17 protein-coding genes and 3 tRNA genes are annotated in these 20,029 nt (G+C 44.1%); 15 read left to right on the plus strand and 5 right to left on the minus strand.

Annotated elements, in window-relative coordinates:
* Window positions 1-13: 13 nt before the first annotated feature.
* Complete coding sequence (locus tag WCW_RS09275; RefSeq protein WP_041941620.1) at window positions 14-3,367, minus strand: penicillin-binding transpeptidase domain-containing protein; 3,354 nt, start codon at window positions 3,365-3,367, stop codon at window positions 14-16.
* A 110-nt stretch (window positions 3,368-3,477) separates the two neighbouring features.
* Between WCW_RS09275 and WCW_RS09280 the strand changes: the two genes are divergently transcribed.
* The 9 genes from WCW_RS09280 to WCW_RS09320 all read left to right on the plus strand — a co-directional run bounded on the left by WCW_RS09280 (window position 3,478) and on the right by WCW_RS09320 (window position 8,767).
* Window positions 3,478-3,548: transfer RNA gene (locus WCW_RS09280), tRNA-Gly, on the plus strand.
* A 98-nt stretch (window positions 3,549-3,646) separates the two neighbouring features.
* Window positions 3,647-4,474 carry a 30S ribosomal protein S2 gene (gene rpsB, locus WCW_RS09285; protein ID WP_049767170.1) on the plus strand — a complete coding sequence of 276 codons (828 nt, stop codon included), beginning with the start codon at window positions 3,647-3,649 and terminating at the stop codon, window positions 4,472-4,474.
* Window positions 4,475-4,476: 2 nt separating this feature from the next.
* Window positions 4,477-5,313 carry a translation elongation factor Ts gene (gene tsf, locus WCW_RS09290; RefSeq protein ID WP_013182962.1) on the plus strand — a complete coding sequence of 279 codons (837 nt, stop codon included), beginning with the start codon at window positions 4,477-4,479 and terminating at the stop codon, window positions 5,311-5,313.
* A gap of 134 nt (window positions 5,314-5,447) precedes the next feature.
* Window positions 5,448-6,182 (plus strand): UMP kinase, encoded by a 735-nt coding sequence (gene pyrH / locus WCW_RS09295; protein WP_079891183.1) that lies wholly within the window; start codon window positions 5,448-5,450, stop codon window positions 6,180-6,182.
* A gap of 4 nt (window positions 6,183-6,186) precedes the next feature.
* Window positions 6,187-6,738 carry a ribosome recycling factor gene (gene frr / locus WCW_RS09300; RefSeq protein WP_013182964.1) on the plus strand — a complete coding sequence of 184 codons (552 nt, stop codon included), beginning with the start codon at window positions 6,187-6,189 and terminating at the stop codon, window positions 6,736-6,738.
* Window positions 6,739-6,795: 57 nt separating this feature from the next.
* Window positions 6,796-6,870, plus strand: a tRNA-Glu gene (locus WCW_RS09305).
* A 9-nt stretch (window positions 6,871-6,879) separates the two neighbouring features.
* Window positions 6,880-6,952: transfer RNA gene (locus WCW_RS09310), tRNA-Lys, on the plus strand.
* 200 nt (window positions 6,953-7,152) lie between these two features.
* Complete coding sequence (locus WCW_RS09315; protein WP_013182965.1) at window positions 7,153-7,707, plus strand: UvrB/UvrC motif-containing protein; 555 nt, start codon at window positions 7,153-7,155, stop codon at window positions 7,705-7,707.
* The gene (locus WCW_RS09320) at window positions 7,700-8,767 is read left to right on the plus strand and encodes a protein arginine kinase (RefSeq protein WP_013182966.1); all 1,068 of its coding nucleotides are present in this window, start codon (window positions 7,700-7,702) and stop codon (window positions 8,765-8,767) included. Before WCW_RS09315 ends, WCW_RS09320 begins: the two co-directional genes overlap by 8 nt.
* Window positions 8,768-8,885: 118 nt before the next feature.
* Here the strand turns inward: WCW_RS09320 and WCW_RS09325 are convergent, their stop codons facing one another.
* From WCW_RS09325 to rpsT, 3 genes are all read right to left on the minus strand, one after another.
* Window positions 8,886-10,511 (minus strand): CocE/NonD family hydrolase, encoded by a 1,626-nt coding sequence (locus tag WCW_RS09325; RefSeq protein WP_143876386.1) that lies wholly within the window; start codon window positions 10,509-10,511, stop codon window positions 8,886-8,888.
* A gap of 152 nt (window positions 10,512-10,663) precedes the next feature.
* On the minus strand, window positions 10,664-11,113 hold the full coding sequence (locus WCW_RS09330) for a hypothetical protein (protein WP_013182968.1): 450 nt from the start codon (window positions 11,111-11,113) through the stop codon (window positions 10,664-10,666).
* Window positions 11,114-11,173: 60 nt separating this feature from the next.
* A complete protein-coding gene (gene rpsT / locus WCW_RS09335; RefSeq protein WP_013182969.1) occupies window positions 11,174-11,461 on the minus strand; it encodes a 30S ribosomal protein S20 in 288 nt (95 codons plus the stop codon).
* Window positions 11,462-11,616: 155 nt separating this feature from the next.
* On the opposite strand from rpsT, the gene WCW_RS09340 reads away from it, so the two are divergent.
* From WCW_RS09340 to WCW_RS09355, 4 genes are all read left to right on the plus strand, one after another.
* Window positions 11,617-12,471, plus strand: a complete 855-nt coding sequence (locus WCW_RS09340) for an RluA family pseudouridine synthase (protein ID WP_013182970.1) — start codon at window positions 11,617-11,619, stop codon at window positions 12,469-12,471.
* Complete coding sequence (locus tag WCW_RS09345; protein WP_013182971.1) at window positions 12,468-12,902, plus strand: hypothetical protein; 435 nt, start codon at window positions 12,468-12,470, stop codon at window positions 12,900-12,902. Before WCW_RS09340 ends, WCW_RS09345 begins: the two co-directional genes overlap by 4 nt.
* A gap of 7 nt (window positions 12,903-12,909) precedes the next feature.
* Window positions 12,910-13,812 (plus strand): aldose epimerase family protein, encoded by a 903-nt coding sequence (locus tag WCW_RS09350; RefSeq protein WP_013182972.1) that lies wholly within the window; start codon window positions 12,910-12,912, stop codon window positions 13,810-13,812.
* Window positions 13,813-13,892: 80 nt separating this feature from the next.
* The gene (locus WCW_RS09355) at window positions 13,893-15,083 is read left to right on the plus strand and encodes a hypothetical protein (RefSeq protein WP_041941621.1); all 1,191 of its coding nucleotides are present in this window, start codon (window positions 13,893-13,895) and stop codon (window positions 15,081-15,083) included.
* On the opposite strand, the gene WCW_RS09825 is transcribed toward WCW_RS09355, so the two are convergent.
* Window positions 15,058-15,861 carry a competence protein CoiA gene (locus WCW_RS09825; protein WP_013182974.1) on the minus strand — a complete coding sequence of 268 codons (804 nt, stop codon included), beginning with the start codon at window positions 15,859-15,861 and terminating at the stop codon, window positions 15,058-15,060. The genes WCW_RS09355 and WCW_RS09825 overlap by 26 nt on opposite strands.
* Before the next feature lie 190 nt (window positions 15,862-16,051).
* Between WCW_RS09825 and WCW_RS09365 the strand changes: the two genes are divergently transcribed.
* Both WCW_RS09365 and WCW_RS09370 read left to right on the plus strand, forming a co-directional pair.
* Entirely contained in the window at window positions 16,052-17,719 is a 1,668-nt protein-coding gene (locus tag WCW_RS09365) for an RNA polymerase sigma factor (protein ID WP_013182975.1), read from the plus strand.
* Between the two features lie 15 nt (window positions 17,720-17,734).
* On the plus strand, window positions 17,735-19,858 hold the full coding sequence (locus WCW_RS09370) for an ATP-dependent DNA helicase (RefSeq protein ID WP_013182976.1): 2,124 nt from the start codon (window positions 17,735-17,737) through the stop codon (window positions 19,856-19,858).
* Window positions 19,859-20,029 lie beyond the last annotated feature (171 nt).

Below are 20,029 nucleotides of genomic sequence, written 5' to 3' on the forward strand. Positions count from 1 at the left end.
AGATTCAGGTTTATTATGATCGGGATAGATGTTTGGATTTGATCTCGCGCCATTTTTGAGCAACTTGAGCCGCCAGCGGAGAAGCATCCTTGCCCCAGGCTCCAAATCGCAAATACACAACAACAACTAACTCCGGCGTGCCAAAGCGATCATTAAATACAAATGTTTTTGGTTCACTTTTTTGATCCGGAGTGTAAAGGATTCCTCCAAACCAAATATGGTTATACAGATTGGTCCCTAAATTTTGATCCAGATCCAGCTGTTCCATCGACTCCGCCGTACTGCTTTTGCCAACCAGTTGATTCTTTAATTCAATAAAATCACTGATCGCTTCCGGATAATTTTCATAGAGATGGGAAAGACTTCCCAAACTAGCTGTTTGCGAGCGGAAGACTGCACGGTACATCCCTTCCAAAAGAACTTCACGCACAGCATCAGGCATAAAGATCCGATTGTTGACGACCGGATCGAAAGAGAGAATCGTTCCTTCGTTCTTTTCATTTTTACCCACAATCATATTGACGATTTTAGGTTTAAGCACTTTCCCTCCATTCGCAACCGCCGACAACATCACTGCAGTTTGCAAAGGAGTGACGACCAGCGAGTGCTGACCGATCGCCATTGCATACAACCCATTGCGGTTGACAGAGAGATCGTATGGAATTTGACCGGGAATTTCCGCAGGAAGGTCGATCCCTGTTTTTGAGCCAAATGAGAAATCCCTCGCAGCTCTTGCCAAATCCTCCGGATTAGCAAGAACATCAACAGCAAGAAGGGAAAAATAGGGATCGCTAGACATTTCTATAGCTCTAACAAGATCCATTTTCCCCATTCCGCTTCGATGGCTGCGAGGAATCCTTCCTCCCTTATAGAACTGCGGAATCGGCTTCCCATTCTTATCATATCCAACAAAAGTCGCTTTGCCACTCTTATAGATGTCGTCAACCATAATCAGAGGATTTAAATGAATCTCACCCGCCTGCTTTCCCTGAAACGCATTAAATGTTTGCACAAGCGCTTCATAAGCTGTGACGATTTTAAAAATAGATCCTTGCACAGCAGCCTGGCGATAAGCGTGCGATCGAGCAAAACCGTATCCATAATTCGGATAAAATCCAGCAGCCAAATGTTTTTCAAGCTGCTGACCATCTTGAGAACGCAGATGACGGTAACGCCCAAGCAGGGATCGATTCAACCTGTCAAACCCCCGAAGACCTGCCAAATAATCCTGCACCATTTCCGGAGATAACCCATCCACCGACTGGTGTAATTTCCAATAAGACCGACTCCAAGAAAGCGCTTGGTGAGCTCCTCCTTTCAGCTCTTTTTCCCAGCTTGCCAACATTTCCTGATACGGTTTGATTTCCGGATAATCCTGAAAACTTACTCCCGTCATAAAAGTCGCAAGAAGGGCATACCGATGCTGCTCCCAAAATTCCTGGAACATCAGCAATTCCTGCTGCTCCAACAAATCAAGGTAGGGCTTGGCGTAGCGCACCTTATTGATCTTCTCCTCCCGCCGTTTCTGTTTCAAAAATTCCTTTTGATAGAGATCCCTCCATCTTTTAAAATGCACCTCTCTGAACAACTCCCAGATCATCTGACGCACAGTTTCCTCTATCAGGACAAATGCCGACTGCGCATTGCGGTACTCTACCAAGGACTGGCTGCCAATCTCCTTTAATAGAGTGTCCGAAATCCGTTCCGGGTCAACCACAATACGCACCAAATCTAAGAACATCACCTTGTCATAATTGCTTTCCAGCCCATTAAAAAAGGGATCAAGCGCTTTCTTATGAAATTGCACAGTTTCCCTGTGCTTTTCAACCGCTTCTTCCAAATGCTCCTGCTGCACAGCCGGCAAACGTCTTCCATACAGCTGATGGGGAGGATCGGAATAAAGTTGATTAAATAGCGCATAAGCGGACTGAGACGGAGAAAACACAAGCAATTTTTCCAAATGTTTTTGGATAATGACAGCATTTTTCACGCTCCCAACGCGATTGAGCGCTTCAATGATAGGGGAGTCAATCGGAAGAATCATTTCGAGATATGTTTGCCAATCCACCCAAATCGCCTCTTCTGCAATCTGCTCAGTCTTCAAATCGAAAAATTCCCGATCCAAAGGGCGTTTCTGATTCCAAACGTCAGCAATGTATTCTTCAGTTTCAAACCATTTCCGGATATTAGCGGTTTTTCTCGCTCTTTCCTCCCCGTTTCCCGAAGAGATAAAATCGTTCGGATCACACCGAGGATAAGAGGCTAGTGCCAGCACGTCTCCGGAAAAAGGATCCATTGCAACGATTGCGCCCCCTTTGATCCAGTGCTGCTTCTCTTCCAGTTTTTTCCTCGACTGGGCATTGACACGCGATACTCTTGGAACCCGCACAGCCTCATTTTGAATAAGCAATTTTTCAGCATATTCCTGCAATTCCTGCGAAATCGTCAACAAGACGCGGCTGCCGGACTGCGGCTCTTTTCCTTCGAGCAGTTCCTGGATGATATTCCCTTGCGCATCGGAAGCAAATGCTTTTTTTCCATGATATCCACGCAACACCTCCTCAAATTTTCCTTCAATCCCCATTTTTCCAACGTAGTCATTGATGGAATAGGCATGCTCAACCATTTCTTTATACCGCTTCTCGACCCCCTCTACCGTTTCTATGCCTTCGGGAAGCTCGGGATCTTGACCCATCTCATATTTTCCCAGCCATTCTTCAAGAGATTTGATCTCCTGGACAACCGACTCGTATTCCTGTCGGCTGATCGCCCCTATATAGCCGATCATTTCTCCGCCAACTTTCCCATATGGGTAATAACGCTTGGGTACAGACTGTGTATGCAATCCGGGATAATCTCTTTCCAACATCTTCAAACGGTAATATTGCCCTTCCGAAATATCCTCTTTCACCACGTAGGGTAGATGATGAAACAGAGCTGCCTTCGAGTAGATCAGATCTTCAACGTAGTCGGGATCCAAATGCAGCTCTTCCCCAACCACAGCAGATAATTTTTCAATGTATTCCCGCCTTATATAGCGTTTAACCTTTTTCCCATTTTCCTTTTCCCAAACAACTCCGGGAATTTGACGGATTTGCGCATAGGAAATCGCAAGGTTGTACTGCATTTTGTTGATCGCCAAAGGGATATTAAAACGATCGCGGATCGTTCCCCTTTTTGAAGATTCGATCACGACCCGTTTTTGCGGCCGTCTGGCCTCCTCCAACTTTTCTTCGTGTAAAATAACGGAAAGATGCCACGATCTAAGTGTAATCAGAAGAAATCCGATGAACACGAGGTTCAACACTTTAGCAGCTTTTTCCTCGATCGTAAGCCTAGGTCTTGCGCGTCGTCTCCGTTTTGGCATGGGCATTTATTTTAGAAGTTCAACCGACTGTTGAGATAAAGTGTAGGCATTTATTTGTTTATTGGCCATTGCAAAAAAAACAGAAGGTATGGCAGTATGTATGCACAAATGCGCCTGTAGTTCAATGGTAGAACAGTAGCCTTCCAAGCTACGAGTGTCAGTTCGATTCTGATCAGGCGCTATCAAACTATTATTAACCAAGACCAAAATCCTGCCGCAGTTAAAATTTCCATTTTGATCGAAAGGCAGGATGCCGTCGTCAACCAGGAGGGACAAGGCTTGGCTGAAATCACCATTAAAAATTTATTAGAAGCCGGCGCTCATTTTGGGCATCAAACGAGCCGTTGGAACCCAAAAATGAAACGATTCATTTTTGAGGAGCGCAATGGGCTGTACATTATTGATTTGGCAAAGACTTTGCAGCAGGTCAGAAATGCTGCTGAAATTGTCAAAGAGTGCGTCAAGAAACATAAATCCATTCTTTTTGTCGGAACAAAAAAGCAGGCAAAAGGGGTGGTTAAAGAACTTGCTGAAGAGTGCGGCGAGTTTTACGTTTGCGAAAGATGGCTGGGAGGCATGTTGACCAACCTGTCAACCATCCGCCAATCCATTAAAAAACTTGATCGCATTGAAAAGCAGATCGCTGCAGGCGGCGAAGGATTGACCAAGAAAGAGCTTTCGCTGCTGACTAAAGAGCAGCTCAAGCTAGACAAGAATCTTTCGGGCGTACGCTCCATGCGCAAGCTTCCGGGTCTCGTGGTTGTTGTCGACCCTTCCAAAGAGCACATTGCTGTTGCAGAAGCGAAAAAATTGGGCATTCCTGTGATGGGACTTGTCGACACGAACTGCGATCCCGATCCTATCGACTACGTTATCGCTTGCAACGATGATGCTCTCAAAAGTATTAAATTGATTATCAATACTTTGACAGATGTCATTGCGAAAGAAAAGAATGAGATGCGCCTCGTTTCCAGAAAAGAGGGATCCGAAGAAGAGGACAAGAAGATCGGCGAAGAGATCGCTGTCGGCAAAGTCGACCTCGCCAAAAGCGGGAAAGAAGATGCTGAGTTGAAAAAAACCGCAGGCGCTGCAAAAGAGGAAAATTAATCATGACCATTACCCCCCAACTGATTAAAGAGCTTCGCGATCGCACAGGCGTTGGCATTGGAAAATGCAAAGAGGCATTGGAAGAAGCAAACGGCGATCTTGAAATAGCTATTGAAAACCTCAGAAAATCGGGCATGGCAAGCGCTGTAAAAAAAGAGGGGCGCGCCGCCAACGAAGGGATGATCGCCATTGCAGAATCGGGAAGCCGGGTCGCTTTGGTTGAAATCAACGCGGAAACGGATTTCGTTGTTAAAAATGAGCGCTTTCAACAATTCCTACAGGAAGTTGCTCAGGAAATTGTTGAAACAAACCCCGTTTCACTTGAAGATTTTCTCGCACAGAAATTTTCTAAAGATCAAAACATGACTATCGATGAGTACAGAGCAACGATTGTCCAGGCGATCGGAGAAAATATCCAAGTGCGTCGTTTGAAGGTGTTTGAAAAAAGCAGTGATTCCTCTCTGGGTGTTTACTCTCACTTGGGTGGAAAGATCGTCACCATGGTCAAAATCGACGGTTCGGGAGATGCAGAAAATCTCGCCAAAGAGATAGCCATGCATGTCGCTGCGGCACACCCTGAGTACATCAGGCCGGAAGATGTTCCAAGCAAAGTGATCGATCAGGAGAAAGAGATTGCCAGAACACAAATGGCAGGAAAGCCTGACCACGTCATCGAAAAAATTCTGGAAGGAAAAATTTCCAAATATTTCGATGATGTGTGCCTAAACAAACAATTTTTCATCAAAGACGACTCACTCAAAATCGAAGATCTGGTCAAAAAACACGGCGACAACCTCGCCATCAGCCACTTCGAAAGATGGACAGTAGGTCAAGGCTAGCCTTCTAGACAACATCCTTAAAGAAAAAGCGGATAGGGAAATTGATCCTTCTCCGCTTTTTTTGTTTCAATTTGCTTGCAAACGGCATAATTTATGATAGAATTTTATTCGCATTAAGGAACCAGTACCCAACTATGTCATTGCCAAACAACCCCTACAAGCGAATTCTCTTGAAAATTTCAGGAGAGACTCTGATGGGATCTCAACATTTTGGAATTAGCCAGGAAGCATGCGAACAATTAGCAAAATCGATTGACAAAATGCGAAACAGCGGACTGCAAGTAGCAGTTGTGATCGGAGGAGGAAATATCTTCCGAGGAATTCATCTGGAAAACTTGGGATTAGAACGAACTCCGGCTGATCAGATGGGCATGTTGGCGACCATGATCAATGGCATCGCCCTTCAGCAAGCTCTTGGGCAAATTAATTGCAAAGCAATTGTCATGAGCTCTTTAAGCTGCCCAGGCCTCGTCGACAACTTTGATCTTAGGCGTGCTATCGATCACCTGGAAAACGAGAATGTGATCATCTTTGTCGGAGGGACCGGCAACCCCTATTTCACAACTGATACCGCCGCCGCCCTAAGGGCCAGCGAAATCCAGGCAGACATTATTCTTAAGGCAACAAAAGTAGACGGCGTCTACGACAAAGATCCCATGATCCATGAGGACGCAAAAAAATTCGAAACGCTTACCTACTCAAAAGCCTTGTCGGATAATCTCAAGGTCATGGACGCCACAGCAATCGCGATGTGTAGAAATTCCAATATTCCCATCTTTGTTTTCAATATGAAGCATTTGACTGAGGATAAAATTTTATCAGCCCTCTCCCAAGAAGGCTTGGGAACGTTAGTTAAAGGAGAAATGTAAAGCCATGTCAATTATTGATCAAACTGAACAGAAAATGAAAGCGAGTATCGATCACTTAACGGATGAACTCAAAAAAATCCGTACAGGCCAGGCGAATCCAGCAATGCTGGAAAATGTCACTGTAGAAGTTTACGGCACCAGCATGAAGCTGCGTGATGTTGCATCCATCACAACTCCCGAACCTAGACAGCTGCTCGTTACACCATACGATGCCAACAACACTCAGGTGATCGGAAAAGGGATTGAAAAGGCTAATTTAGGATTTAGACCTATCGTTGATGCCAATGTTGTTCGGATCACTATTCCTCAAATGGACGAAAGCGTTAGGCAAGAAATGGTAAAACTCTGCCATAAAAAGAGGGAGGAAGCTAAAGTCAGCATCCGCAACGTCCGACGTGATTCGAATGAAGCTGTTCGCAAGCAAAAAACAGATGGAGAGATCGGAGAAGATATGGAGAAAAAATTTGAAAAAGATATTCAAATCCTTACAGATAAGTACTGTAAGATAGCCGATGATGTTTCATCTGTTAAAGAAAAGGAGGTTTCTACAATTTAGGCATTGCAATTTAAGATCCTAAATTGTAAGATGGTAGCTCTTAAACGAAAGATAACCGGCCCCATCGTCTAGTCAGGCCTAGGACACCGGATTTTCATTCCGATAACAGGGGTTCGAATCCCCTTGGGGTCAGTATAGTGTGAGCCTTTAGCTCAGTCGGTAGAGCATCTCACTTTTAATGAGAGGGTCGTTGGTTCGAGTCCAACAAGGCTCACATCTTTTTGTTATGATTCGTCATCAAGTGCTCCACAAAGGCATCTGATTTTCGACATGCCTTATCTAATCTTAAATCCTTAACTGTATTTTTTTTAGAAAAATCTCTGGTCTGTTTTAAGTTGATGTCCTATGATTCAGATATGGGAGTAGTCATCTGACAAACCGTTATATTTTGAATAAAAAAAGAGCAGAAATCACATGGAAATCCATCCACGAAAGGAAAACGTTCATCCTGACCGACCTCTTGAGTGCAGCGAATGCAAAAATCCAATCACCGTCCACTACACAGAAATTGTCGGAGGAAAATGCACCAATACAGGGATGTGCGACACGTGCCCTCAGTTACAAAAGAAACTCAAAGGGATCCCTTTTGAAGAGCATGAGTCTCCGACAAAAGAGGGAACCGGACTTGTTTGCGGCGAGTGCGGAACAACTTTGGCTGATGTCAAAGTCAGCCATCGTGTTGGTTGCACAAATTGCTATTCCGTCTTTGGAGATGTCTTGATTAATGAACTGATTGCGGCGCACGCTCTTTTTCCCGGCATTGTCAAGCAAGGAAAATCCGTTCCTATGCATGTGGGACGCGCTCCAGGAGAAACTCACGAGATCAGTCCATCCTTGAAATTGATCGCTCTCAATGAAGCTTTAGAGGAAACGTTAAAAAAAGAAGATTACGAGCAAGCCGCCTTGCTCAGAGATCAAATCAAGGAACTGACAAAAGAATCTAAAAAAACAGAAGATAAAAATGATTAGGAAAACTCAATCCCATTCAGCCTTATATCAAAACAAGCCTTGGGCAAACAACGAAAATAATATCTGGCTGGCTTCAACTATTTCGCTATTGAGAAACATTGACAAATACCCTTTTCCCAGAAAACTGGAGGGAAACAAAAGGGGGCAAATCATTTCTCTTGTTAGCCGCCCTATCCTACAATCCTCCCATTTAAACAAGCCTTTCATGATTAAATCGGAAGATGCCAGCCCTGTTGAAAAGGAATATCTAGTTGAACACTTCCTCAGCAGCTCCAGTTTTCAGCAGGCACACTCCGGAGAAGCTTTCATCTTAGACCACTCAGGAAAATTCTTAACGACAATTAATGTCGACAATCACATTAATTTCGAACTGATTGACTGCGAAGGGGAATTGGAAACAGCCTGGAACAAAATGATTAAAATCGAAACTAGCTTGGGGCAAGCAGTCAATTACGCTTTTTCTAGAAAATTTGGCTTTCTCACTTCCCATCCAGTTCAATGCGGCACGGGATTTATTTTGACAGTGTATTTGCAGCCCTCCGCTTTGATCCATTTGGATTTATTGGAGGAGAAACTCGTGAAAATGAAAACCGATGGGATCCAAATTACCGGCCTTCAAGGGAACCCTAATGAAGTTATCGGCGATATTTTGGCAATTAAAAACAATTATACCCTGGGACTGACTGAGGAAAACATTATTTCAACTCTAAGGCTATTTGTCACCAAGCTGATGGTTGAAGAGAATAATGCACGCGCTCACCTGCGAGCAGCTCCCGAACCGCATTTAATGGACAAAGTCAGCCGCGCCTATGCAATTTTAGCTCATTCCTATCAAATGGAAACCATTGAGACTCTCAATGCTCTCAGCTTATTAAAGCTTGGATCTGCCTTAGAGTGGCTTTCAGGAGTCACTCCTCATGAATTGAACCGATTATTTTTTGATTGCCGGCGTGCTCACCTTTTAGCACGGTTCAATGAAGAGATTCCCAAAGAGGAGATCGCACATCGTCGAGCAAAATTCATTCATGAAACCTTGAAGAAGGTGAAATTGAAAATTTAGTAAATGTTGAATCATGGTCAGTATTTTGAGCCAGACGAAGCGGGCGGGTCAATCAGCGTGAGCCTGAATAGGCTCCCGCGATGCAAGCGGGTCTCAAAATCAAAGGTTAACGATGACGTCAAAAACCGAATCTTGAAGTTGATTCGGTATATACAGGCAATAAAATCTGCGAGGGATACTCTTCACTCATATATAAGCAATTGCGGGCAACCGCATACCGTCCTTTATGTGCACCGACAAACCCCAAATGACAATTTAGATCATATTTTGGATAGTTAGAACCGGAAACTGAAATTCGAATCCGATGCCCCTTTCCAAAGACAATGCTTGTCGCTCCCAAATCCACATCAAGAGCAAAAGGAACTTCCGCTTCATGCGTTCCCATACCTGTTCGATACATGCCGTCAGAAATCAAAAGACTTTTCCCATCGGGATACACATCCGTCAGCCGCACAACAACATCTGTATCGCTACAGCTAGAGGAAAAAAACAGACGCGCTGTCACATGTCCAGTCACCTCTAAATCCTCTTCTAGAGGCGGAGAAGTGAAAACAAGGACGTCTTTTCTTTTCTCAATCTCTTGCTGATCCTTAGGCCCTGATTCGATGAATAAATTCCTTCCCCCCACAGTTGGAACAGGATCGCGCGGATCACTCATATAGGTTAATGTTTTTCCCTTTCTGTTAGGACGAAAAAAAGAGGTCAGCTCGCCGTCTACTGTCAGAAAATAAGGCGTCATCTTGCTTGGCGGCGGCCATCTGTCTGCAAAACGCCAAAAATTTCCACTGCCATGCGACTCGTCGAATGCTCCCATTACGTAGTAAACGACTGTCGGCATCTTCTCAACACTGTTTTTTATTCCTTTCAAGTGATAATCAAACCAAGCAACACAACTCATATCGATTGGAGGCTGTTGTCCTCCTGGGGGGATAGAAAAATCTCCTAAACGATTGGATTCCGGCCAAAAATGGGTCCAAGGGCCAATCACCAACTTTTGCGTCCCTTTTGCTCCCTCGCCTCCTTTTTCATTTCTTGAGAGAAAACCATCGATCGTACCTTGCAGAAAGGTATCGTACCATCCTCCATAGTGAAGAGCCGGCACTGTCACTTTCTCTGCTTGTTTCACCGTATTGAAACCCTCCCAAAAATGATTGTAGAATGGGCGGGTATAGGCAAACGCATGCACACCGGTATCTTTGGCATAGAGCCCCAACCATCCTTCAACCTGATCTTTAAGGATTTCCCCTCCGGGCCGCAATGCATGATGGTACATGCTGGATGCTGCTACTCCAATATATTGACATTTTAAAGAGGGGGGAGCTGTAGGGGCAAGGAGATATTGGGTAATGCCAAGAGCAGAAACGCCTGTTGTTCCTATCTTTCCATTCGAATAAGGGCTGGCAGCAAGCCATTCAACCGTATCGTATCCGTCTTGCAGAGCTCCCCAACCATCGCTTAACCCCGGAAAAATTTTTCCCTCTTTATCGATAGCGCTTCTCGTATCCTGAATAGCCACCACATATCCATACTGAGAAATCGCTGCATAACGGACTGCGTAAGAATTTTTTCTTCCTGCAGGACTTCTCAACAGAACACAAGGACAATTTTCCACAGCCTCATTCGGAGGAAAATAAAGATCTGTTGACAACATGCACCCATCCCGCATGGGAATCTGCACAGTTAACGTCGGCTCAAGAGCGTTAACGGAAAATAGACTCAATAGAAATAAACAAATGAGAATCATAAAAGTTTCTTTCAAATTGAATGATCATTCGAAAGAGAAAAATGTATCAAAAATTTAAATCGAAAGAAATGTAAAAAAACGAAGCGGGCGATTCTTCCCGCTTCGATCAGGAAATCAATTTAGTCCTTAAAATCTTCTTCTTTCGAATCAACTTAGTCTTCGTTAACTTCTATAGAGGGTTCATCAATCTTCCGCTGATCTTTCAGTTCAATCCCTTCTTCCTCATTGGATCGGACCGTCATCACTTTCTTGTCCGCCCAATCTGCTATAGTCGGACTGATCACTCCAAGGAACCCTTTCAACGCAGAAACCAAGTGATCGCCAAAATCTTTCCAAGATTGTACAGCAAAGTGACGAGCCTCTTTATCTGTAAAAAGCTTTCCTGCAGTCATTGACCATAACGTATGGAAAATGGCTGAAGCCAAAGAATGGATTGCAGCAACCTGCGCTTCGTATGCAGCAACAGCAAATCTTTCCCGCGGCTCAATCCAACTACCGGAAAATTTGTGCACTTTTCCTAAAACACGACTTTTTGTATGGCATTCGTACTCATAATTTAAAGCCGAAGCCAGCGAATTGTGAACAGACAGTGTATTCGCCATTTCTTTCTCCTTGTAGGTAATTCTTGCAGGCCAAACTGCAAGGATTTAATAAATAAGGAATTACTTTGCCCTAGCAGCTTTTGCAGCTAAACGGGATTTTGTACGGCTAGCCATATTCAACTTATACAGCCCTTTCTTCACCCCTTTGTCCATGAGGGCATAAACAACGCTAAGCGTTTCCGCAACTGATTCCTGTTCATTTTTCGCAACAACTTCCTCAAAACGGCGAATCGCTGTTCTCACACGTGACTTAAACACACGATTATCCGCCCTTTTTTTTCGATTTTGAAGATCTCGCTTAAACGCGGTGGATCTTTTTTCTTTCTTTTTTGCTTCTTTTTCAGCCATTGTTCCTCTGCTACAATTTATCGAACCTTCAGGAAATGCTCTCCCGGAGTTCCACTACTTTTTAGTTGAGCAGTATACAACGTCTTGGGGGATTTCGTCAAAAAGTATATGGGTGTCAGAAAAATACAAGATCAATTATAGTGATTTCTCCGTTTATGAAAAAGATGATTGACCAGGATCAACCTCTGCTCGAAGCTCTCCGGCTACTTTATCCGGATTCTTCAAAAACTACTCTCCGCTCCTTATTGAAAGAGGAGCGGATCAAAGTGGATGGACAAACATGCAAACTTGGAACCCTTTCATTAAAAAAAGGACAAATTCTCGAGGTTGTCAAAAAGCAGAACGTGATCGCTGAAGGGGTGAAGATCCTTTACCAAGATCCTCACCTTGCAGTTGTCTTCAAACCTTCCGGCCTATTAAGCGTCGCAACTGATTTTGAAAAAAATCTTACTTTACACAAAATTCTCAAAGAGCATTTTCAGCCGAAAACTGTCGAAGTGGTGCACCGCCTGGATCAGGACACCTCGGGAGTGATCGTTTTTGCATTAGACAAACAAACCTGTTTGAAGTTGAAAATTTTATTTGAAAAACATGAAATCGAAAGATGCTATACAGCCATTGTCGAAGGGAAGTTGACACCTCGAAGCGGCTCTTGGCGCTCTTATCTCCACGAAGATGAAAATTATGTTGTGCATAGCACAGACAACGCTAGAAAAGGGAAGCTGGCTATTACCCATTACGTCGTCGAAGGCTATTCAAAAAAATTCACACGGTTGAGGCTAAAATTGGAAACGGGCAAGAAAAATCAAATACGAGTTCACTGCAGCGATGCAGGACATCCGATTGCGGGAGATACTAAGTATGGCGCGTCATCAAATCCCGGAAAGCGGTTGATGCTGCACGCTGACCATCTGGGATTTATCCATCCTGTGAAAAGAAAAAAAATGCAATTTACCATTGACCCTCCGGAAAGTTTTGATAAAGTCGTACTCAAAAAAAGAAATCCATGAAAAAAAAGCAGCTATGGGTAACATTCCTTTCTTGCATTGCATTGGTTGTTCTTTGGCTCTCCTTCGATGCCGGCTATAAAACCTACCAATGGGCCATGCAAACACGCTCTACGCATCCTATATCGATAGAATGGAAGATCGAACAACAGGCAAGCGACCGGTTTGCGCTCTCAGCAAACTATATTTTTTTGCACAAAGGTCAAAAAGCCGAAGGAAGCACAACGTTTCAAGCCGAACGGTACCGCAACAGAGAAGCTGCCAATCATTTTTTAAATCAGCATAAGGAAAAGGAATGGGTTGTGCGGTATTCTCCTTCGCAGCCCCAAAACTCAACGATTAACCGGCATTTTCCATTGAAATCCAGCATCTATACCGCTATTGTGTGGTGCATACTGATTTATTTTATTTGGCTAAAGCGTGCCATTACATAGGAAAGCAATGAAAACGGTCACATTATCTACCCAAACTGAAGAAGGAACGGCTCTGGAAGCTACTTTTCTTCCCGATAAGGGAATGACACTTGCAAGCTACAAACTGGGCGCTATTGAAACGATCGATCAATCCACAAAAGAAGACTTTAATCAATTCCGCAGCGGACTAGGCGCACTCATCGGCCCTCACTTCTACGAAAGGGCAGCCCGCCTTGTTCCCAAAATCAATCACGAATTTGCTCATGAAAAAGCGATGCGGGAAAAGAAAAAAAGCGACGTTTTTTCTCATGGCGTCGGACGCTACGCTGCCTGGAATGCAGAAATCAACGGAAATTCTATCCACGCCGAGCTATCAGGAAAAGACTTGCTTGAGGGCATCCCTCTTTCTGAAATCGAAGGGCAAAATTTTAAAATGATTTTCGATATTCTCTTGGATCCGAAAGGGTTGAAACTTAACTTATCTGTTTCCAGCGACACCGATTCCGTCGTCGGCTTTCATTATTATTATGCAATCGGCAAGGAAGAATCGGCCTGTGTACGCGCCGCTGTGCAAAAGACCTACTTAGACAACCTAAACGGCAATAAACAACAGCCCCTTCCTTCGGACTGGAACGTTGATTCTCAGAGGGTCTTGACCTATCCCCTTGCTCAAGAAACTGACTGCACATTCCATCCCTATCCGGACCTCTTGGCAGGGAAAATTGTCCTGGAAACAGAATCCCATTCGCTAACCATCAACACCTCATGCCCTTCGGCAGAAAACAGCTGGCAAGTTTGGCATCCCAAAGGAGCATCTTTTGCTTGCATCGAGCCAATCAGCTCCCAGAATCCCCGTCGACCCAATCTAACAGTTAGCCAGATATCGGCAGCGTTAGAGATCTCAAAAAAAAACCGATCTAACTCAAACTAAATAGATTGGGTATTAAAATTAGAGATTGGCAACGACGCCGAAAACTAAGTTTTGAGTTCATTTCAGTATAAAGAGGAAAGTTGTATAATGATCTTTTATACCAAATTAACTGTTATTTTCTAATGCTGTTAGCGTTGCGTCGACGACTACAATTATCAGGATTAATCATAGCTCTCTACTTTGCTTCGATCCTGATTATCTCGATTTATCCTGACGCCAGCCTGCTCAAATTTGTTTTTGGATTGTTCATCGCATCAGTAGGATCGATTCTCGCTTTTCTATTGCTAAGACAATGGGAAAAGTCCAAACTTGCAGAGCAGCTTCCTCTTCCCTCTTCCCCCGAACCGATGCAAAACGCGCCCTCTTTTTCCAGCCCGGAAAATATCGGGGAACTGGAGCAGGCCTTAAAAGATGCGCAATCAAAAAACCACGACCTCATCCAAAAACAGAATCAACTGGAAGAAACACTGCATAAGCACGAACAGGAGAAAGCGCAGTTCGAGTTGAAACTTCAGGATATCCAGCATCAAATAGAAGCTCAATCATTGGAAGCGGATGAAGAGATCAGACGCAAGACCACTTTGCTAAGCGAGTACCAGGAAACAATCAACCAACAGCGGGAAGTGATCAAGAAAAAGCAAGAACAGATCAGCGAGCTAGAAAGCAAGGTGCGCGATCTCAACTACGAAGTCAAAACACTTCTTCAGCTAGCAGAAATCGGGAATTCGAAAAAAGAGTCTGCTTACTCGGAAGAAAAAGAAAATGAGCAACCTTCGTCATCTTACGTCTATGGAGGATCGATGGTAAGAAGTCCGGAGGAGGCCTCCGTGCTTCTTGGAAGGTGCATCAATATCGCACAAAAAATTACAACTTCTAACCGTTTCAACAGCAACAGCCGCTTCCATCACATGCCTCTTGATAGTTCCGCTCTTGATTTCAGACGGCTGTATGACAGCTTACGCAGCGAAACATCAAGCGGCATCATTGTCTATTCCCTCAAAGAAAACAGATTAATCTTTGCAAACGACCAGATAGAAATGATCATGGGCTGGAATTCGGAAACGTTCACCAGAAATTTTTCCGAAATCATTAGAGAGGGTTATGAAGAATGGAACGCTGCTTTAGGGCAGCTCTCTCCACATACCGAATCTAAGGCGCGCATGCTGTTCAAAACAAAAAACGGTCAAAATATTTTGATCAACTGCCATCTGAAAATTATTCCCACCGGCATCTTCCGCCATTACGTCATCGGCACCCTTTACCCTGCGTAGAATTTTCCTCTAACAAAAGTCTCAGAAGATTGAGATACCATCTTTTCAATTCGTGCATCGGCCTGAATTTATAGGAGGGAAACTGCTGTTTTTTCCTTTTTTCCCATTGGTTCCAAACATCGAGAGCGCAAGGGTCGCGCAACATCAGTCTGTATTTCCAATCTCCTTCAAAAGCAAACTTTCCCTTCACCTTTGAAGGCAAGGAAAGATTGACTGCTGTTTTTTTCGAAGAATAGCTTCTAAACCCGCCGCTGAATAAATGAAGCTGGTCATAAATTTCACCTCTCCCTTCTTCGTCAAAATTGGTGTAGTAGCAAAGATGATCTTTCAGCCACTCTTCTGCGGCAGCGACCTGTTTCCGGACAAACCGTCTTTCGTGCAAAATCCACACAACTTCATATCCAATGCTGGCATAATCCCGGTTTCTTTCCTCTACCTCCCTTTGGGAAATTGGAGAACATTGCACCTCAAAAATGAGCTTGCGCCTCTCCCATGCCACATCAGCAATGCGGGAAATTTCAGGAAACCTCCTCTCTAAAACAACCTCATCATCGGGAAGAAGATGAAAAAGATGCCATTGGACCTGCAAGTGATTTAAACTTTTTTGGCTTTGACGGCAGCTAGGGTCGGGATTTAAATGATAAAAATGATCCTGGCGATGCCGTCCTCCTCTAAGTCGAACAGGCTTACTGCATTCCATGCAGTAATACTCGGTTTTTTTCACCGCATCTACTGCAGCAACAACCTCTTTTTCAACGGTTAAAGCAAAAAGTTGCATTTAGGACTTGTGGAAAAGATAAAAGTATTCTAATAATTAAACGAGCTTGACAAAAACAAGATCCTTAGAGGACAATTGTCGTACCCTTTATTCGGCTTTTTCTATGTTCTTAAACACTATCATGTTAATCAATTTCGCGCACCGAAATTTTTGACGCAAGTCTTGCCACCACCGAACATCTTAGGAGAGAATGAAAAATAATAGCACCCCTAAAGAAGCGATTTCCCAACAACATCAGCAAAAGATTGACGAGTTGGTTGCAATCGCAAAAGACCAAGGTTTCATCACTTACGAAGAGATCAATGATGTCCTTCCAATGACAATTGACACCGCGGATCAGATCGACCAGATCTTGATTTTCCTAAGCGGTATGGACGTTCAGATCTTGAACCAATCCGAAGTTGAGCGCCAAAAAGAAAAAAAGAAAGAGGCAAAAGAGCTTGAAGGGCTGCCTCGCCGGGTGGAAGGCACACCTGACGATCCTGTCCGGATGTATCTTAAGGAAATGGGATCCGTCCCTCTTCTTACCCGGGAAGAAGAGGTTGAAATTTCAAAGAGGATAGAAAAAGCGCAGCACCAGATCGAAAGAATCATTATGCGCTTTCGCAACTCGTCAAGAGAAACGATTGCGATCTGTTCCGCTCTCATCAATAACAAAGAGCGGTTCGACAAGTGCATCACAGAAAAGGAAATTGAAAACAAGACGGAATTTCTAAAATTGCTGCCCCGTCTTAGCGACCTTCTGCAAAAAGATGATCAGATCCTTGAGAGCCACTTGATCGAACTCGAAAATCCCAAACTGACAAAGGCAGAGCGCGCTTATTATCTGGAAGAGATTGAAAAAGCCAGGATCAGAACGCAAGCCTATCTGAGAAGGCTGCACCTGCGCCATAACATTATCGATGATTTCGGCGAGGTGATCATGGAATCCTATGACAGATTCCTTCAGCTGGAAGAAGAGATTCTTGAGCTCACCCCGCGTGCAGAAAGAAACAAGTACGCTGGATTGAAATTGGCAGCGGCCAAGCGGAAGTTAAAAAAGAAAGAGCTAGCAGCAGGACGTTCTCTGGAAGAGTACAAAAAAGACGTGCGCATGCTGCAGAGGTGGATGGACAAAAGTCAGGAAGCCAAAAGAGAGATGGTCGAGTCCAACCTCCGCCTCGTCATCTCTATCGCTAAAAAGTACACCAACCGAGGCCTTTCCTTCCTCGATTTGATCCAGGAAGGGAACATGGGGCTGATGAAGGCGGTGGAAAAATTCGAGTACCGCCGAGGATACAAATTCTCTACATACGCGACATGGTGGATTAGGCAAGCCGTTACCCGCGCCATTGCCGATCAGGCGCGCACCATCCGCATTCCAGTCCATATGATTGAAACCATCAATAAAGTCCTTCGCGGAGCGAAAAAGCTGATGATGGAAACTGGCAGAGAGCCCACTCCGGAAGAGTTGGCAAACGAATTGGGACTTTCTGCTGAAAGAATCAGAGAAATTTACAAAATCGCTCAACACCCGATCTCTCTTCAAGCTGAAGTCGGAGATGGCGGCGAAAGCCAGTTTGGCGATTTCCTGGAAGATACAGGCGCGGATTCCCCTGCGGAAGCTACAGGCTATTCAATCTTGAAAGACAAGATGAACGAAGTTCTCCTGACGCTCACTGATCGCGAACGGAAAGTTCTGATTCAACGTTTCGGACTGAATGACGGCAAGCCAAAAACTCTCGAAGAAGTTGGTGTAGAGTTCAATGTAACGCGCGAAAGGATCAGGCAAATTGAGGCGAAAGCTTTGCGTAAAATGCGCCATCCGACACGATCAAAGCAGCTCAAAGCGTTTCTTGACCTCCTTGAAGTGGAATGATTTGCATTGCATGACGTGCTTCAGAAAATTTTATCTCCTGAAGGTTCGCTCAGCCAGCTGATTCCAGGTTATGAAGAGCGCAAACCTCAGCAGGAGATGTTGATTGATGTACTTGAAGCTTTCGAAAGCAGAAAAATTGCTGTGATCGAAGCAGGCACGGGGGTGGGAAAAAGCATAGCTTACCTGCTTCCCAGCCTTCTTTGGGCAATCAAGCATAAAGAGCGCGTTGTCATTTCCACCAATACAATCACTTTACAAGAACAGCTGCTGTTTAAAGATCTCCCGCTGGCGCAAAGAGCACTCGGATCCGATATTAAAGCCGTCCTGGTTAAAGGGATGTCAAACTACCTTTGCCTACGCAAACTCGAAGAGGCAAAAGTTGAAAAGCGCACGCTGCCGGATAAAGAATATGAGCAGCTGTCCCATATTGAAGACTGGGCAGAATTGACAGCAGACGGCACACTTTCAGACCTTTCGATCACTCCTTCATACCATGTTTGGGAAAAAGTATGCGCGGAAGGGGATACATGCAGCTTTCGCAAATGTCCCTATTACAAAAATTGCCACTTTTTCCGCGCACGCAAGGAAGCAGAAACAGCGCAGGTGCTCATTTCCAATCATAGTTTGCTTTTCGCAGACCTTGCGATTCGGGAAGGAGGAGGGTTGATGCCTGAATATAGAAGAGTTGTTTTGGACGAGGCCCACCGTATTGAAGATGCTGCCACAAATTTTTTTGCCGATCGCGTATCCTACATTTCACTCATGCGTTTAATGGGAAGATTGGGAACAGACAGACAGGGAAAACTCGCAGCTCTTAAAGACCGCATCATGCTCCACTATTTGAAGCAGACACCGCCGGAGATCACACCGATTCTTTCCCGATTAAACATCGATTTGCCTAGCCTAAGAAAAGATCTACAAATCCATCTTGCCAATTTTTTTACGGTCCTGATTTCATTCGCACAAAGGCAGAAAAGTGATGAAGAAGCCAAAATTCGCCTGATTCCCAGCCATTATCTCCAATCTGACTGGAAAAATGGGATCGTTCCATTGACAACAACCGTTCTAGACAGCAGCAAAAAATATATCCAAAGCGCAAATCAACTGCTCAACGAACTTTTGCACATTGATGACGCTCAGCTGCAAGAGAAAACAGAAGGGCTTCGACTAGAAATTCAAGCACTTTTAAACCGGCTGATCCAAGCTTCCGAAATCATTGGAACAATCATTCTTAAAGAATGTCCTTCAACGAAAGTGCGTTGGATCGAAACAAATCGTTTAAAAACATCCACAAATATCCATTTAATTCAAGCCCCGTTGGAAATCGGAGAATTGATGGCGCAAAAATTATTCTCTTCTTTGGAGACAACGATTTTAACTTCTGCAACCATCTCAACAAATAAAAATTTCCATTTTTTTCAAGAAAGGATCGGTTTAAAAGAGTCGCTGTTAGACGGGAAAGGGATGATCGAAAGACAGTATCAGTCGCCATTCGATTACGAAACCCAAGCAAAGCTGATTATCCCCCAAGATATGCCCGATCCACAAGATCCCTCCTTTTTTGACCAAGCTGTGGCTGCGATTTGGAACGCAATCACAGCAAGCCAAGGAAACGCCTTTGTGCTTTTTACTTCGTATGGCATGATGGAAAAGTGCGCTGGTGCACTCGAAAAACGGTTGCAAGAATCTCGATATCCCTTATTCAAACAGGGGACAACCAGCCGTAAAGAGATTCTCGATCAATTCAAAAAGACAAAATCCTCTGTTCTCTTTGGCACAGACTCTTTTTGGGAAGGGGTAGATGTAGCAGGAGACGCGCTTCGTTGCGTGATTCTTGTCAAGCTTCCGTTCCGGGTTCCCAGTGAACCTCTGCTTCAAGCGCGGACTGAGTTCATTAAGGAAAAAGGAAACAATCCCTTCTACAGCTATCATCTCCCTTCTGCCATTGTGAAATTCAAACAGGGATTCGGAAGACTCATTCGTCATAAAAAAGATCGCGGCTGCATCGTTTGCCTTGATTCCCGGCTGATTACCCGTTCCTATGGGAAGCAATTCTTAAGCAGCCTCCCGCCTTGCAACTATTCCATTATACGTTTAGAAGAAATCAATAAAGAAATGAAAAGTTTTTATAAAGAATAAACACATATCATTTGATTTAAAAAACAGATATAAATATAATTTAAACTTAATAAACTTTTAATAAAACTTGGGTTTAAATGAATATTGAATTAAACGATATGAGTTTCACGTCTCCAGCTTTCATGGGGACAACGGAAAAAAAATCTCATCAACTTTGGAAAAAAGTCGATA

Source organism: Waddlia chondrophila WSU 86-1044 (assembly GCF_000092785.1).
Classification (GTDB): domain Bacteria; phylum Chlamydiota; class Chlamydiia; order Chlamydiales; family Waddliaceae; genus Waddlia; species Waddlia chondrophila.

Excerpts from the sequence above, each read along its gene's own strand:
- WCW_RS09275 (WP_041941620.1), bottom strand. The coding sequence starts at position 3,367 with ATGCCAAAACGGAGACGACGCGCAAGACCTAGGCTTACGATCGAGGAA.
- tsf (WP_013182962.1), top strand. The coding sequence starts at position 4,477 with ATGACCATTACCCCCCAACTGATTAAAGAGCTTCGCGATCGCACAGGC.
- pyrH (WP_079891183.1), top strand. The coding sequence starts at position 5,448 with ATGTCATTGCCAAACAACCCCTACAAGCGAATTCTCTTGAAAATTTCA.
- frr (WP_013182964.1), top strand. The coding sequence starts at position 6,187 with ATGTCAATTATTGATCAAACTGAACAGAAAATGAAAGCGAGTATCGAT.
- WCW_RS09315 (WP_013182965.1), top strand. The coding sequence starts at position 7,153 with ATGGAAATCCATCCACGAAAGGAAAACGTTCATCCTGACCGACCTCTT.
- WCW_RS09320 (WP_013182966.1), top strand. The coding sequence starts at position 7,700 with ATGATTAGGAAAACTCAATCCCATTCAGCCTTATATCAAAACAAGCCT.
- WCW_RS09325 (WP_143876386.1), bottom strand. The coding sequence starts at position 10,511 with ATGATTCTCATTTGTTTATTTCTATTGAGTCTATTTTCCGTTAACGCT.
- WCW_RS09330 (WP_013182968.1), bottom strand. The coding sequence starts at position 11,113 with ATGGCGAATACACTGTCTGTTCACAATTCGCTGGCTTCGGCTTTAAAT.
- rpsT (WP_013182969.1), bottom strand. The coding sequence starts at position 11,461 with ATGGCTGAAAAAGAAGCAAAAAAGAAAGAAAAAAGATCCACCGCGTTT.
- WCW_RS09340 (WP_013182970.1), top strand. The coding sequence starts at position 11,617 with ATGAAAAAGATGATTGACCAGGATCAACCTCTGCTCGAAGCTCTCCGG.
- WCW_RS09345 (WP_013182971.1), top strand. The coding sequence starts at position 12,468 with ATGAAAAAAAAGCAGCTATGGGTAACATTCCTTTCTTGCATTGCATTG.
- WCW_RS09350 (WP_013182972.1), top strand. The coding sequence starts at position 12,910 with ATGAAAACGGTCACATTATCTACCCAAACTGAAGAAGGAACGGCTCTG.
- WCW_RS09825 (WP_013182974.1), bottom strand. The coding sequence starts at position 15,861 with ATGCAACTTTTTGCTTTAACCGTTGAAAAAGAGGTTGTTGCTGCAGTA.
- WCW_RS09365 (WP_013182975.1), top strand. The coding sequence starts at position 16,052 with ATGAAAAATAATAGCACCCCTAAAGAAGCGATTTCCCAACAACATCAG.